The sequence below is a fragment of the Citrobacter rodentium NBRC 105723 = DSM 16636 genome (assembly GCF_021278985.1).
In the GTDB taxonomy this organism is placed as follows: Bacteria; Pseudomonadota; Gammaproteobacteria; order Enterobacterales; family Enterobacteriaceae; genus Citrobacter_A; species Citrobacter_A rodentium.
Genome location: NZ_CP082833.1, coordinates 1,957,302 through 1,971,113 on the forward strand (window position 1 = coordinate 1,957,302; position 13,812 = coordinate 1,971,113).

12 protein-coding genes and 1 pseudogene are annotated in these 13,812 nt (G+C 56.0%); 4 read left to right on the plus strand and 9 right to left on the minus strand.

Features of this window, described 5'->3' with window-relative positions; genetic code table 11:
• Nucleotides 1–83 precede the first annotated feature (83 nt).
• The 4 genes from K7R23_RS09280 to soxR form a co-directional block, all read right to left on the minus strand.
• Nucleotides 84–1,730 (minus strand): Na+/H+ antiporter, encoded by a 1,647-nt coding sequence (locus K7R23_RS09280; protein ID WP_012907508.1) that lies wholly within the window; start codon nt 1,728–1,730, stop codon nt 84–86.
• A gap of 151 nt (nt 1,731–1,881) precedes the next feature.
• Nucleotides 1,882–3,231: a guanine/hypoxanthine transporter GhxP gene (ghxP, locus tag K7R23_RS09285; RefSeq protein WP_012907507.1), complete on the minus strand. Its 1,350-nt coding sequence runs from the start codon at nt 3,229–3,231 to the stop codon at nt 1,882–1,884.
• Nucleotides 3,232–3,547: 316 nt separating this feature from the next.
• Nucleotides 3,548–4,216 (minus strand): glutathione S-transferase family protein, encoded by a 669-nt coding sequence (locus K7R23_RS09290; RefSeq protein ID WP_012907506.1) that lies wholly within the window; start codon nt 4,214–4,216, stop codon nt 3,548–3,550.
• A gap of 398 nt (nt 4,217–4,614) precedes the next feature.
• Nucleotides 4,615–5,073: a redox-sensitive transcriptional activator SoxR gene (soxR, locus tag K7R23_RS09295; RefSeq protein ID WP_012907505.1), complete on the minus strand. Its 459-nt coding sequence runs from the start codon at nt 5,071–5,073 to the stop codon at nt 4,615–4,617.
• An 85-nt stretch (nt 5,074–5,158) separates the two neighbouring features.
• On the opposite strand from soxR, the gene soxS reads away from it, so the two are divergent.
• Entirely contained in the window at nt 5,159–5,482 is a 324-nt protein-coding gene (gene soxS / locus K7R23_RS09300; protein ID WP_012907504.1) for a superoxide response transcriptional regulator SoxS, read from the plus strand.
• Nucleotides 5,483–5,484: 2 nt separating this feature from the next.
• Here soxS and K7R23_RS09305 read toward each other — a convergent pair whose 3' ends face one another.
• Nucleotides 5,485–7,071, minus strand: a complete 1,587-nt coding sequence (locus K7R23_RS09305) for an EAL domain-containing protein (RefSeq protein WP_012907503.1) — start codon at nt 7,069–7,071, stop codon at nt 5,485–5,487.
• A 596-nt stretch (nt 7,072–7,667) separates the two neighbouring features.
• Between K7R23_RS09305 and K7R23_RS09310 the strand changes: the two genes are divergently transcribed.
• On the plus strand, nt 7,668–7,949 hold the full coding sequence (locus K7R23_RS09310; RefSeq protein WP_024132918.1) for a YjcB family protein: 282 nt from the start codon (nt 7,668–7,670) through the stop codon (nt 7,947–7,949).
• Nucleotides 7,950–7,981: 32 nt separating this feature from the next.
• On the opposite strand, the gene K7R23_RS09315 is transcribed toward K7R23_RS09310, so the two are convergent.
• The 4 genes from K7R23_RS09315 to K7R23_RS09330 are packed head-to-tail and all read right to left on the minus strand — an operon-like array spanning nt 7,982 to nt 12,648.
• The gene (locus tag K7R23_RS09315; protein WP_012907500.1) at nt 7,982–8,839 is read right to left on the minus strand and encodes a 4Fe-4S binding protein; all 858 of its coding nucleotides are present in this window, start codon (nt 8,837–8,839) and stop codon (nt 7,982–7,984) included.
• A gap of 17 nt (nt 8,840–8,856) precedes the next feature.
• A complete protein-coding gene (locus K7R23_RS09320; protein ID WP_012907499.1) occupies nt 8,857–9,645 on the minus strand; it encodes a dimethyl sulfoxide reductase anchor subunit family protein in 789 nt (262 codons plus the stop codon).
• Entirely contained in the window at nt 9,638–10,267 is a 630-nt protein-coding gene (locus tag K7R23_RS09325) for a DMSO/selenate family reductase complex B subunit (RefSeq protein WP_012907498.1), read from the minus strand. The genes K7R23_RS09320 and K7R23_RS09325 overlap by 8 nt, the downstream gene beginning before the upstream one ends.
• Nucleotides 10,264–12,648 carry a DMSO/selenate family reductase complex A subunit gene (locus K7R23_RS09330; protein WP_012907497.1) on the minus strand — a complete coding sequence of 795 codons (2,385 nt, stop codon included), beginning with the start codon at nt 12,646–12,648 and terminating at the stop codon, nt 10,264–10,266. The genes K7R23_RS09325 and K7R23_RS09330 overlap by 4 nt, the downstream gene beginning before the upstream one ends.
• A gap of 319 nt (nt 12,649–12,967) precedes the next feature.
• On the opposite strand from K7R23_RS09330, the gene fecI reads away from it, so the two are divergent.
• The gene (gene fecI, locus K7R23_RS09335; protein WP_012907496.1) at nt 12,968–13,486 is read left to right on the plus strand and encodes a ferric citrate uptake sigma factor FecI; all 519 of its coding nucleotides are present in this window, start codon (nt 12,968–12,970) and stop codon (nt 13,484–13,486) included.
• Nucleotides 13,483–13,755, plus strand: a pseudogene (locus K7R23_RS25940) (DUF4880 domain-containing protein); the annotation flags it as partial. The gene fecI and the pseudogene K7R23_RS25940, both read left to right, overlap by 4 nt.
• Nucleotides 13,756–13,812: the final 57 nt, after the last annotated feature.

Sequence of the window (13,812 nt, forward strand, 5' to 3'; positions counted from 1 at the left end):
CGTAGCGCCATCAGGCATTACGTCACCGCCGGATGGCGGCTTGCACCTTATCCGGCCTACATTCCGCTTTGTACGCTGCCGAATCACTGATTCTCGATCAGCAGCGCTTCCAGCAGGTCGAGATCGTGCAGCAGCTTCTGCAAGGTTTCATTGCTGATTTCGCGGGTGGCGCGCAGGTGATACAGCTCGGCGCGTTCGGAACGCAGCGCTGCCAGCCGGAAGCGGCGCTCCAGGTTCTCTTCCTGCAACGAGCTTTCAACATCATTACGCCCGTCGGCGCGACGACGCAGGTTACCGATGACCCGCGAACTCACCTCGGTCAGCAGCTGGTTGTCGATATTCTCCTCGCTGTCCGCCGCCAGACGCTCCTCCATTTTCTGGATCGTCACAATCGCCACTTCCGCCGTCGCGGCGCGCGCAATGCGCTCCTCTTTCAGCTGCTGCGAATGGTCACCCACTTCCAGATGTTGCAGCAGAATCGGCAGCATCACCACGCCGACAAACAGCGAGAACAGAATCACCCCGGCGGCGAGAAACACCAGTTCATAACGCGCCGGGAAGGCGTTGCCGTCGGGCAGCAGCAGCGGAATAGAGAGCACACCGGCCAAGGTAATCGCCCCGCGCACGCCGGCGAAGGAGGCAATCAGAATCTCACGCGTGCTCCATGAACCAAACTCCATCGGTTTCTTTTTCAGGAACCGCATACTGAAATTTTTCATCGTCCATAGCCAGCCGAAGCGCACCAGCATCAGCGCGACGTAGATCAGCACGATGTCGGTAAACAGCATCCAGATTTCAACGTTCGGATCGGCTTCCGCCGCCACCAGCGACGACTCGAGAATCCCCGGCAGTTGCAGGCCCAACAGCAAAAAGACCATGCCGTTAAACACAAACTCCAGCATCGCCCACGTGCTGTTGGCGCGCAGACGCATCGCCAGCGGCGCACGACGCATCACGCCGGAACGGGTGATGGTCATCCCGGCCGCCACCGCCGCCAGAATGCCGGAAACGCCGATGTGTTCGGCAATCAGGTAAGAGGCGAACGGCAGCAGAAACAGCAGCACGATTTGCGTCGCCGGTTCATCGCCGCCCCAGCGGCTGAGAAAACGCAGCGAGCGTCCATACAGCCAGCTCACCACGAAGCCCGCCAGGATACCGCCAATCGCCACTTTCAGAAACTCAACGGTCGCGCCGCCGACGGTAAACACCATCGTCCCCATCGCCACCGCGACGGCAAACTTCAGCGACACCAGGCCGGAAGCGTCGTTCATTAACGCTTCACCCTGCAAAATACCCATGATTTTCTTTGGAATACGCCCTTCCCCGACGATGCCGGAGAGCGCGACCGCATCGGTTGGCGACAGCACTGCCGCCAGCGCAAAGGCCGGAATCAGCGGAATGCCCGGCACCATCCAGTAAATAAGAAAGCCGATGCCGACCACGGTGACAATCACCAGCGCCAGCGCCAGACCGAATATCTCCCGCCCGTGTTCGAGGAACTCGCGCGTCGGCGTCTTCCAGCCGTCGGCGAACAACAGCGGCGGGATGAACAGAACCAGAAACAGTTCGGGATCAAACTCGACATGCAGGCCAAACGTCGGCCACGCCAGCAGTGCGCCAATGGCGATCTGCATGAGCGGTAACGGCAGCTGGAAGGGCAGCACGCGCGTAACAACCCCGGAAAGTGAGACCACAAGGGTCATGATGAGTATGGTGAAGAATATTTCCATGCGTTCCCTGTTTGCAATGTTTCTTATGTGTGCCTGAGAGGCATCGTGCCTCATTTTTATTCTTCCCAGAGTATCGCAAAAGTCAACAAAATGGGCGTTGAAAATAAAAACGGGCGGCCAAAGCCACCCGTTATCTGCGTCAAGTTCGGAATCAGATAGCCCAGCCGCCGGCATAAAACGCCACCAGCGCGATGGCGATCACTAGCGTACCAATATTCAGCTTACGCCACTCGCCGGAAACCAGACGGCCAATCACCAGGGTGGCGAAGCCAATCATAATGCCGGTAACGATGTTACAGGTCAGCACAATGAATACCGCCGTCACCAGACCCGCCATCGCATCAACGAAATCGGCAAAGTCGATTTTCGCTACGTTGCTCAGCATCAGCAAACCGACGTACATCAGCGCAGGCGCCGTCGCATAAGCCGGAACCAGATAAGAAAGCGGGGAGAGGAACAGGATCAGCAGGAACAGCACGCCGACGGTAATCGCCGTCAGGCCGGTTTTACCGCCCGCCGCCGTACCCGCCGCGGACTCAATGTACACCGCCGCCGGAGCCGCGCCGACCAGACCGGAGAAAACGCTGCTTAAGGAGTCGGTGGTCAGCGCTTTGCCGCCGTCGATGATCTGTCCGTCTTTATCCAGCAGATTCGCCTGTCCGGCGACGGCGCGGATGGTGCCGGTAGCGTCAAACACCGCGGTCATCACCAGCGCCAGCACGCTCGGCAGCACGACCGGATTCAGCGCGCCCATAATGTCCAGGCTGCCAATCAGCGATTTGCCGTTTTCATCACTCAGCGACGGCATGGCGAAAATACCGGAGAATTTCACCGCCGGATCGAAAATCAGGCCAACCACGGAAATGCCAATGATGGTCAGTAAAATCCCGCCCGGCACCTTCAGCTTTTCCAGACCAATAATCACCGCCAGACCAATCAGCGACATGATGACCGGGAAGGTATCGAAATTCCCCAGCGCCACCGGCAGACCGTCCAGCGGGTTCTTAATCACCAGCCCCACGCCGTTGGCGGCGATAAGCAGCAGAAACAGGCCGATACCGATGCCGGTACCGTGCGCGACGCCCTGCGGCAGATTGCGCAGGATCCAGCTACGGATGCCGGTTGCCGAGATAATGGTGAACAGCACCCCCATCAGGAATACCGCGCCCAGCGCCACCGGCACGCTGATCTGCTGACCCAGCACCAGGCTGAACGCCGTAAACGCGGTCAGCGAAATGGCACAGCCGATCGCCAGCGGCAGATTCGCCCACAGGCCCATAACGATAGAGCCAAGCCCTGCCACCAGGCAGGTCGCCACGAACACGGCGGCAGGCGGGAATCCGGCTTTGCCCAGCATACCGGGAACGACGATAACCGAATACACCATCGCCAGAAACGTTGTTAACCCGGCAACCACTTCCTGACGGACCGTGCTTCCGCGTTGTGAAATTTTAAACCAGGCGTCAAGTGAACCGCCGGTACGCGCTGAAGGCGTAGACATAGAAAACATCCCCTGAGAGTTTATTTTTCGTTTTTATGCGTGGTGGACAATCCACTGCCAGCGAAACGTCAATTCCCTGTGCTCCGTCGCGACAAAAAGGGGAGTCGCAAAAAGCAAACGTTTAGCTCCGCGCATAAAAAAACGGGTGGTAAAAAAAAGCAAACGATTATCCAGCGATCATATGCCGCTTTTCAACCGAACTTTGTCGCTTTTTACCTATTTCTTGCGCTAACGACGAAGAAATCGTCAACTGATGCGCAAACGTTATCGTCGATGCGCAATCTGGCAACATATTTCACGCTGGCGATCTGCGTCGTCAGCCGCCGGGAAGGTCGAAAGGCCCGCCCTGCTGAATTGCCCGCTGCCAGGCCGGACGCAGCTCCACCCGCTTTTTCCACGCCTGGATGTGGGTGAGGTTGTCGATACCGCCGCGGGCCAGCAGGGCAAACAGCGGGAAGCTCATCTGAATATCCGCCATGCTGAACTGCTCGCCGGCAAACCAGGAATGGGTGGCCAGATGCGCGTCAATAAAGCGGGCATGGGTCTCCAGCTGCGGGTTGAGATACGCTTTTTGTACCCCTTTTCCCAACGCGCCGCCCAGCGTGCGCAAACCGAAAGGCACCGGCGGTTTGCCCAGGCTAACGAATACCAGCTTCATCAGCAGCAGCGGCATCAGCGAGCCTTCCGCATAGTGCAGCCAGAAACGATACTGCCGCTTCGCCTCTGCCTCAGCGGGCTTAAATTTGCCTTCGCGATCGTAGGTTTCCTGCAGGTATTCGAGAATCGCCCCGGACTCGGCGAGGATCGCGCCGTTATCTTCCACTACCGGCGACTTGCCCAGCGGGTGCACTTTTTTCAGGGCTGGCGGCGCGAGCATACTCTTTTCACGCTGGTAGCGGACAATCTGATACGGCAGCGATAACTCTTCCAGCGCCCAGAGGATGCGCTGGGATCGGGACTGATTTAAATGGTGCACCGTCAGCATGGCGTTCTCCCGTGATTTCATCTCATTAACTATAGAAAATTGTTGAAGATGGCGAAAAAAATTTGGCTAAAAAATCATCATTACGGCTGGAAAACCGAAGGCCGCGGCATACAATTACAGTATCAACACAAACCGGAACCTCCACCACGTGCCCGAATGAGGGGTGTTGATGTCGGGGGAAACCCTCCCGTGATATAAGCGGGATAGAGCGAAAGACAAAGACCGGGGAAAAAAACTAAAGCGCCCTTGCGGCGCTTTAGTTTTATGCGGCTTCTTTTGCCGGATGGCGCTACGCTTATCCGGCCTACGGCACTGAATGTTTACTCTACACTGCCGGATGGCGCTGCGCTTATCCGGCCTACGGCGTTGAGTATATGTTGCATGTCATCTGATATACGTTAATCATCCTCCAGCAGCCGCGCGCCGGTCCCCTGCTCGCCAAGCCGATCGCCAGGGTTACGCAACGGACAATCCTTACGCGACAGACAGCCGCAGCCGATGCAACCGTCCAGTTCATCGCGCAGCGACACCAGGGTATGAATGCGCCGGTCCAGTTCGTCGCGCCATTGCGACGACAGTTGCTTCCACTCTTTCGCGCTCAGCGTATGCCCTTCCGGCAGCACCCCCAGCGCTTCGCGGATAGTCGCCAGTGGGATGCCGATTCGCTGCGCGATTTTGATAATCGCCACATAACGCAGCACATCGCGCTTATATCGCCGCTGATTGCCGCTGTTGCGCATACTGCTGATCAACCCTTTGCTTTCATAGAAGTGCAGCGCGGATACCGCCACGCCGCTACGCTTCGCCACTTCACCCGGCGTCAGCAGGGCTTTTATGCGGGGAGATTTCTTTTCCATAAAACGCTTTACCTCAAGTTAACTTGAGGAATTATACTCGCCCGCAGACAAAAGACGAATCGAACACTGAGAAAGAGGCAGCCATATGTCCCATCAGCAAATTATTCAGACTCTTATTGAATGGATTGATGAACATATCGACCAACCGCTGAACATTGATGTGGTCGCAAAAAAATCAGGTTATTCAAAATGGTATTTACAGCGGATGTTTCGGACGGTGATGCACCAGACGCTGGGCGACTACATCCGTCAGCGTCGGCTGCTGTTAGCCGCCGTGGAGTTACGCAATACCGAACGCCCCATCTTCGATATTGCGATGGATTTAGGCTATGTGTCGCAGCAGACCTTTTCCCGCGTCTTTCGCCGGGAGTTTGATCGCACCCCCAGCGACTATCGTCACCGCCTGTAACATTACTGCCCGCGCGACGTCAGCAGCGCGGGCGGCTGCTGTAGCCAGTGGATAAACTCCTGCGGCGGCAGCGCCTTCGCAAAGTGCCAGCCCTGGCAATACTGCACGCCGCGCTTAAGCAGCCAGCTCACCTGATCCGCCGTTTCCACCCCTTCCGCGATGGTTTTCAGCCGCAGGCTTTGCGCCATCTCAATGATATGCTCCGCAATCAGGGGGCTGGTGCTGTTGGTGGTGAGCGTGTCGATAAACGACTTATCGATTTTGAGAATATCGACGTTCAGCGAGTAAAGATTGTGCAGGTTAGAGTAGCCGGTGCCGAAATCATCGATCGCCACTTCGTAACCCGCCTGGCGAAACGCCTGGATCACTGGCGTGGTTTTCGGCACATCGATAAAGCCCCGCTCGGTCACCTCCACCTTAATCTGCTGCGCCTGCACGCGGTGCTCACGCGCTTTTTCCGCAATCAGGGCTATCAGCCGGGAAGAGTGGAAATCGGAAGCTGAAAGGTTAATAGAGATATAGAGCTGCGGATGCGCGGCCAGAAAATCCCCCATATCGCGAAAAACCTCTTCCACGACATAGTCGGTAATCTGCGCGATCATCCCCTCTTTTTCCGCCAGCGGGATAAACTCAGCCGGGCTCATCACCTGTCCGTTGCCTCCCGGCCAGCGCAGCAGCGCCTCCGCCCCGACGCATTTCTCATTTTTGATATCAATGATTGGCTGGTAGTACACGCTAAGCTGGCGCTGCCTGAGCGCGCGCTGAAGCATTCTTCGCGGCGAACAGTACTGCCGACGCGCCCTCGCCCGCAGCAGGAGCAACAACAGACTACAGAGAATGGCGATCGGCAGGGCAATTAACAGCTGCTGCACCAGGTTGTGGTAGAACCGCTCCATCGAGGTCGACACAATCACCGCAATGGGACGTTTATCTGAATGGACGATGGTATAAAAACGGCCGCCCTGCTGAAACACAGGTTTGTCGCGCTGCACCAGCGGCAGAAGCTCAGCCGCCCATGCCTGTTCGCTAACGGAAAAGAAGGTGTTGGTTATCGTGTCATACACTCCCCAGGCCAGCGAGGGATCTTCACTCATCACCTCACTCCAGGACAGCGGATTAATCACCGCAACGTAGTTTCCACGTTGCATATACGTCATTTTATAACCAGTAAAAAATGGCGTATCGCGAAAATAATAAATCGAAACATCAGGTTTTCGTTTATAGTCCGCGCCCGGCATAATATAAGGCGTCGACGGCGCCATTACCGTCGAGCATAAAAAGCGTTCGCCCTGCGCATAAATTAACTCGTTGATATATAAACGCCCGCGAATAATATTCAACATTCGCTGGCGATGCGCTGGCGAACAGGGTTGCCCCTGATACTGCTCGGCGGCATCGCGGGCCAGGTCCACCTGTAAAATGACCTGTTCAGTTTTATCTAAAGCCAGCTGAGCGAAAGTAGCTAATTGTTGGCTGGTTTGCGAAACCGCCCGAAAGTGGGCAAACCAAAGCATCAGCATCATGGGGAGCAACACCGCCATGATTATCCCAAAGAGCCCCAGCATCTTCCGTCGCGCCCGATGATTCATTTCAGCCCTATTTCCCTGCATATTATGTGCCTGTTATCATCAAGGCAGATGCTAAATCACTGTGGTGGTTACGTTGCATGAATCTGTCAATATTAGCAACTGACTTTTATTAGTAAAAGTCCGATATTGACTACGGTTAATAATATACGCACATAAAACTAAACCTGAGGTAAAGCGCCATTTTGTTAAGCGTAATGCATTATCTGAAGCCGGTAAAAAATGATCAATTTTTTGCCGGATGATTCGCAAAATGGAATTAAGTTAAATTTATTCAGCGTTTATTTTTTGACAAAACAGAAAAGTTACGAATTTGTGTATATTTATTACGTTAAGCGCCGCCACGGCTGTTTTGCGGAGATCGTTAACGGGCGACCAGACGTTAACCCTGCAATTAATAAGGTTAAAAATCGTTCAAAAAAGTGGCTTTCGTGCTGGAAAACTCAGCGCTCAATGTGATATAGTTCACAAAAATCATGAAACAGAAACGCTGTTTCAATGATGTCGATCCGAATGCCTGTCGATAGCCAGAGCGTGCCGCGCCCGCCGTGAAAACGCCACGCTGTCAGGGCGCCTGCTATTTTCAGAGGAAATGTTTCATGGCTACCATAACCACTGGCGTGGTTCTTCTCCGCTGGCAGCTGCTGAGCGCAGTGCTCATGTTTTTAGCCAGCACGCTTAATATTCGTTTTCGCAAATCTGACTACATTGGCCTCGCGGTGATCAGCAGTGGTCTGGGCGTGGTTGCCGCCTGCTGGTTTGCGACCGGACTGCTTGGCATCACCATGATGGATATGTCTGCCATCTGGAAGAATATTGAAGCCGTTATGGTGGAGGTGATGAGCCAGACTCCGCCTGAATGGCCGATGGTTCTGACCTGATCCCCCCTTTCTCCGGGGGCCTGGCCGCTACGTCATCGCCCCCGCATACCATATTCGTGACGCTGACAGATGGGGCAGCGTTTATCTTCCGCGGTGAACGTGGCAAACGTTCGTCGGCAGTCCGGACAGACCTTACGCGTGAACGTAAACGTTGCAGGCTGGCTAACGCCCGCTACGGCTTTGGTCGCTATCGCCTTCGTCGGACACACCACCGCGCAGTTATTGCACCCCGTACAGCGCGCCGCGTCTGTGCGTAACGCCAGTTCATCAATCTTAATCACCTGCTGCTGACAAACCCGCTCGCACGCCCCGCACAGTACGCAGTTCACGGCATCAAGCAACACGGCATGTTCCTGTACATGCGGCATACCGCTTCGGCGCACACGCTGCGATGCGTCCACGCTGGCGGTCTGTACCTTCTCTTCACTGACGTGCAGTAAATGGCGGCGAAACACGTTGACGGGTTTCGTTGTCGGTGGAATTAACTGCCACTGCGGTTCGCCGAGGGCGTTAAGCTGGATGTTCAACGCCGCCACCGCCAGCACCCAGGCCGGATGGGCGTCCGGCTCAATTTCAAGCGCGCGGATCCCGTACTGAAGATGCCACATCAGCAGTTCATCAACCGACGCCGCCTGAGCGGTAAAAGGCGCGACCAGCATCCCGTGGCGAAACGGTCGCCGGGCGGTGGGCACATTTTCCAGCGCATCGACGGGGCAGGCAAACGCACAGTGACCGCAGCGAATGCAGCGCTCACTGTCCAGCGTAGCCGCGTTGGCAGTAAACGAGATAGCCCCGACGGGACACGCCTGACGGCAGGCGTCGCAGGTATGGCGAGGAAAATGCTGACGAACGCAGGACGCTCCCACACCTGGCGGTGCGGGAGTTTTCATCAGGGTAAAAAGGGTCATTAATGGATACTGAAGAACATAAAGCGCAGCAGCACTTCAGCGACAATCAGCCCCACTCCCCCCAGCAGTACGGCGGTGCGTTTCGCGCGCCATGCGCCAATGGCAAACAGCAGAGTGGCCAGAACGGACAGCGCCCAGGCGCAAATTCTCATTCCCGCCAGCTGGTGGAAGGCGACCAGCGGCTGATGCGGGAACGTCACCACATCGCTCAGGCTTGCGGTTGCCAGGAAGTTGATATATTCCGGCTGTACCAGCAGGCGAATGGCAGTAATCGCCAGTACCAGCACGGCGGCTACGCGCAGAAGCTTCGTCATGCCCGGCAGCAGGGCGTTGCCCATAACCGCGCCCAGAATACCCGCAGCCCCGAAGAACATGACCCAGGTATTAAAGTGCTGCCAGGTCGCCACCGATGAATGGACGTAAATGGCCCCCATACAGTAAACGTCGACCAGCCCGGCCAGTGTCGCCAGCGCAAGCAAAACGCGCGAGGGCTGTTTTTTAAACAGCACCAGCAGCGTTGCCATGCCAAGAATCGCCAGATAGAGGCTGGCAAAGACGATTTCCCGGCTCAGCCATGAGCTTGCCACATGACGCAGGGCGTTAAACGCGTTCAGCGGATAGCCGAGGTGCAGCGTCGAGGCGATAAGCCCCAGACCGCCCATCACGCAGGCGACCAGCATTGCCGGGAGCAGCGCGCGCCTGTCGCCGGCGCTGAAGGCCATAAACAACGTCAGGCCTACCGAGCCCTGCACCAGCAGGGTAAAAATCAGCAGCGGTAACTCATGCATGGCGTTTGCCTCCCTTTTCTGCACCCTGGTGTGGCTTAATCACTAAATTCGGATGCGTTATGGAGGAGTCGGGCAGTCCCTGCACGTCACAGACATTGCCGTATTGCGCGCGCAGTTCCTCAATCGGACCAAACTTAATCGCTTCCAGAGGACAGGTCGCCACGCATACCGGCTGCTCCCCTTTTACCAGCAGGTCGATGCACATATCGCACTTCGACATCTGCCCGGCCTGGGTATCCATCTGCGGCGCGCCGTAAGGGCACGACCATGCGCAGTAGCCGCAGCCGACGCATTTATCGGTGTTAACGCGCACGATGCCGTCGCCCGGACGTTTGTGCATCGCCGTGGTCGGGCAGTTTTTGGTGCAAATCGGATCGGCGCAGTGGTTACAGGAGATCGACATCGTATACGCGAAAACGTTATTCGCCACGCCGCCCTGGCCGGTGGCGACAAATCCGCCGCCATTGACTTCATACACCCGGCGGAAGCGGCGTCCCACTTCCAGGTTATGGCGATCTTTGCACGCCACCTGACACGCCTTGCAGCCGGAACAACGCGACGTATCGATGAAAAAACCAAGCTGCTTGTCGCTGACTGACGGATACTCTTTAAACTGACTCATGCTTTAACAACCTCCACCAGCATGGTTTGATGTGAATTACCTTTGGCAAGCGGCGTAATGCGCGTTGAGCTCAGCACGTTCGGGCAGCCGCCGCGATCGACGCCTTCCGCGTCAGGTTGCCACCACGCGCCAGCCTGCATCGCCACCACGCCCGGAATAATGCGCGGCGTCACCTCCGCGGGCACCAGACTGACGCCGCGGTTGTTGTGGATGCGAACGGTATCGCCGTGCGCGATGCCGCGCTTTTCCGCATCGATCGGGTTAATCCACAGCTTCTGCTCCTGCACTTCTTGCAGCCAGGGGTTGGCGTACTGAGTTGAGTTCGCGCGGTTCTTGCCCTTCCAGGTGATCAGCTGCAACGGAAACGCTTTGGTCAGCGCGTCCTGCGGCCCTTCATGCGCTGGCACATAGTGCGAGAGCGCCGGAATTTCCGGGTGCTGCATGTCGTAGAGACGCTTAGAGAAGATCTCAATCTTGCCCGACGGCGTCGGGAACGGGTGATTTTGCGGATCGCGGATATTCTCCTCGAAGGCCACGTACGGCTTGCTCTTGAACAGGTGGCGACGTTTTTTCTGCAATTCCGCAAAGTCCGGCAGCTGCTGTTCCGGCATCGACAGGCGCGTCTGCTCCCAGATGTGCTCTATCCACTGCTTCTCATTACGCCCTTCGCTGAATGCCGGTTCCACGCCGAGCTTCGCCGCCACTTCGCGGATCCATTCATAGTCAGAGCGACGTTCGAAATCGGGTTCCACCAGTTTTTCCGACAGCACCAGATAGCTTGCCGTACCCCACGTCTCGCCAATGTTCCAGCGCTCCATAAAGCTGGTTTCCGGCAGCAGCACGTCGGCATATCTGGCGCTTGGCGTCATGTACAGATCGCTGACCACGATAAACTCGATTTTCGACTCGTCTTCCAGCACCTTCGCGGCCTGGTTGACGTCCGGGTTCTGGTTCACCAGATAGTTGCCCGCCAGCGAAAAGAGGATGCGGATATTGCTGTTGAGCTGTTCCGCGTCCTTCAGCCCCTGCTCTGGCGTCACTTTGCTGGCATCGTCCGCCGCCTGCACCCAGTTCATGATCGAGATTTTCTCTTTCACCGGGTTTTCCGGCATCTCCGGACCGGCGGCAAACAGACGATTGCCGCAGCCGCCGTAGCCCGCCGCCCAGCCGCCTTTGATCCCGACGTTGCCGGTAATGGTCGCCAGAATGGTGGAGCCGCGCGCGGTGCGTTCACCGCAGATATGCCGCTGTGGACCCCAGCCCTGAATCAGCGCCGCCGGTTTGGTGGAGGCGTAGTCACGCGCCAACTGGCGGATAGTCTGCGCCGGCACGTGGGTGATTTTTTCCGCCCACTCAGGCGTCTTGCGCACGCCGTCTTTGTTACCCATCAGGTAAGAGACTAACGATTCGTTCGCCGGTACGCCTTCCGGCATAGAGGATTCATCAAAGCCCAGCGTGTAGCGCTCAATAAACGCTTTATCGTGCAGATTCTCGCTGACGATCACGTACATCATCGCGTCCATCAGCGCGTTATCGGTAGTCGGCAGCAGCGGGATCCACTGATCGGCCAGCGACGAAACGGTATCGGAATAGCGCGGATCGACCACAATGAAGCGGGTGCCGTTCTGCTTCATCCGCTGGAAGTAGTGGTTGGTATGACCGAAAATGGTTTCTGTCGGGTTATGTCCCCACAGGATCACCAGCGGCGTATTCTCCAGGGTATCCAGAGAGTTACCGCTGGCGGCGACGCCGTAGGTATAAGGCGTGGCGGCAACCGTATTGCCAAGACTCACCGAATGATAATATTCGAGATAGCCGCCAGTTTGGTTTAACAGGCGACGGATCATTTTATCGCCGGAAAAAGTGCCGCCGCTGGTTGCGGTGTTATTATGAACAAAGCGGGAAGCCGGGCCATATTTATTGGTAATACGCTGTAAATTATTAGCAATAAGTGTTACAGCCTCTTCCCAGGTAATACGTTCAAATTTTCCTTCGCCGCGCTTACCCACGCGTTTCATTGGATATTTCAGGCGGTCGGGATGATAAACAAATTTACGGTATCCCCGGCCACGCACGCAGGCGCGCATAATGGGCATATCGGGATCGAGTTCATTATCCGGACGGGTGGTGATTTGCGTAACGACGCCATCGCTGACGTGCGCCCGGATATCACACTTTCCACCGCAGTCAAAAGTGCTACAGGTAGGCACCACGCGCTCTGCCGCGGCTTCCGCCGCTGCGATCGGCTGCCCGGATACGGCGGCGCTGGCCTCTCTGGACATAATAAAAGGCAGCGTGACTAACGCTGCGCTTGCTTTTAACATGCCCCGCCGTGAAACGGCCAGAGAATGGCCGTCTTCTCTATTTTCTTGCTGTTGCATTTCATCCCCTTAAAAAAGGGTATGATCGGTGTTAATCCACAAGGGGTAATTGATTTTTATCAACCAAAATAAACGTCAGAAAGACCATTTTGCGTTTTTTTATAATAATAAGAACCATTCCCAGATATTTTTACTTTTAATTTAACTGATTATTCACCAAATAATATATTCCCTTATATTTGTGTAAAAATAAAAATTAAAAAAACAACCCAATCGTCCCTTCTGAAAGCGCTAAAAACGCATTTTTAACATGGTTGAAATGAGAAGCATTCTCATATTAGTATGCGAACGTAATGATTAACCGTTGAAACAATCGCCTATGTCTACTTCCGCGCCATGCACACCTCATCCATCTGAAACGCTGTATCGCGCGCATCACGGTTGGTTAACGCGCTGGCTGACGCGTAAGCTTCAGTCAGCTTTTGACGCGGATGATATTGCGCAGGATACCTTTTTGCGGGTGCTCAACGGTGAATCGCTGGCCACTATTCGCGATCCGAAATCTTTCTTATGCACCGTCGCCCGGCGGGTGATGATCGACCTGTTTCGCCGCCATGCGCTGGAAAAAACCTATCTCAATATGCTCGCCCAACTCCCGGAGGCGCTGGCCCCTTCGGCGGAAGAGAAGCAGTCGCAACTTGAAACACTTCAGCTTATCGATCGCATGCTGGACGGGCTGGGAAACAAAGCGCGAAATGCGTTCCTGCTCTCTCAGCTCGACGGTCTGACCTACAGCGACATCGCCCTACGCCTGAACGTCTCCGTCAGTTCAGTGAAAAAGTATGTCGCAAAAGCCACCGAACATTGCCTGCTGTTTCGCCTGGAGCACGGGCTGTGAAAGCGTTGACCGATTCCCGTCGCCTGGCGCTGCGTTCCGCCTCTCACTGGTATGCCGTGTTAAGCGGCGAGCGCGTGAGTCCACAGCAGGCGGCGCGCTGGCGACAGTGGTATGAACAGGACAAAGATCATCAGTGGGCGTGGCGGCAGGTGGAAAGCCTGCGCTGCCAGATAAACAGCGTACCGGGCGCGCTGGCCAGCCAGACGCTGAAAGACAGCGGCCTGAAACGTCGCCATGTTCTGAAAGGGCTGTTGCTGCTGGCCGCGGCGTGCTGCGCTGCGATCCCGCCGTCGCCGGATTACGCCTGACGGGTACCTTTCCTCTCG

Coding starts and splice junctions, on each gene's coding strand:
- soxS (WP_012907504.1), top strand. CDS start 5,159: ATGTCCCATCAGCAAATTATTCAGACTCTTATTGAATGGATTGATGAA.
- soxR (WP_012907505.1), bottom strand. CDS start 5,073: ATGGAAAAGAAATCTCCCCGCATAAAAGCCCTGCTGACGCCGGGTGAA.
- K7R23_RS09320 (WP_012907499.1), bottom strand. CDS start 9,645: ATGCATGAGTTACCGCTGCTGATTTTTACCCTGCTGGTGCAGGGCTCG.
- K7R23_RS09305 (WP_012907503.1), bottom strand. CDS start 7,071: ATGAATCATCGGGCGCGACGGAAGATGCTGGGGCTCTTTGGGATAATC.
- K7R23_RS09325 (WP_012907498.1), bottom strand. CDS start 10,267: ATGAGTCAGTTTAAAGAGTATCCGTCAGTCAGCGACAAGCAGCTTGGT.
- K7R23_RS09280 (WP_012907508.1), bottom strand. CDS start 1,730: ATGGAAATATTCTTCACCATACTCATCATGACCCTTGTGGTCTCACTT.
- K7R23_RS09315 (WP_012907500.1), bottom strand. CDS start 8,839: ATGAAAACTCCCGCACCGCCAGGTGTGGGAGCGTCCTGCGTTCGTCAG.
- K7R23_RS09330 (WP_012907497.1), bottom strand. CDS start 12,648: ATGCAACAGCAAGAAAATAGAGAAGACGGCCATTCTCTGGCCGTTTCA.
- fecI (WP_012907496.1), top strand. CDS start 12,968: ATGTCTACTTCCGCGCCATGCACACCTCATCCATCTGAAACGCTGTAT.
- ghxP (WP_012907507.1), bottom strand. CDS start 3,231: ATGTCTACGCCTTCAGCGCGTACCGGCGGTTCACTTGACGCCTGGTTT.
- K7R23_RS09290 (WP_012907506.1), bottom strand. CDS start 4,216: ATGCTGACGGTGCACCATTTAAATCAGTCCCGATCCCAGCGCATCCTC.
- K7R23_RS09310 (WP_024132918.1), top strand. CDS start 7,668: ATGGCTACCATAACCACTGGCGTGGTTCTTCTCCGCTGGCAGCTGCTG.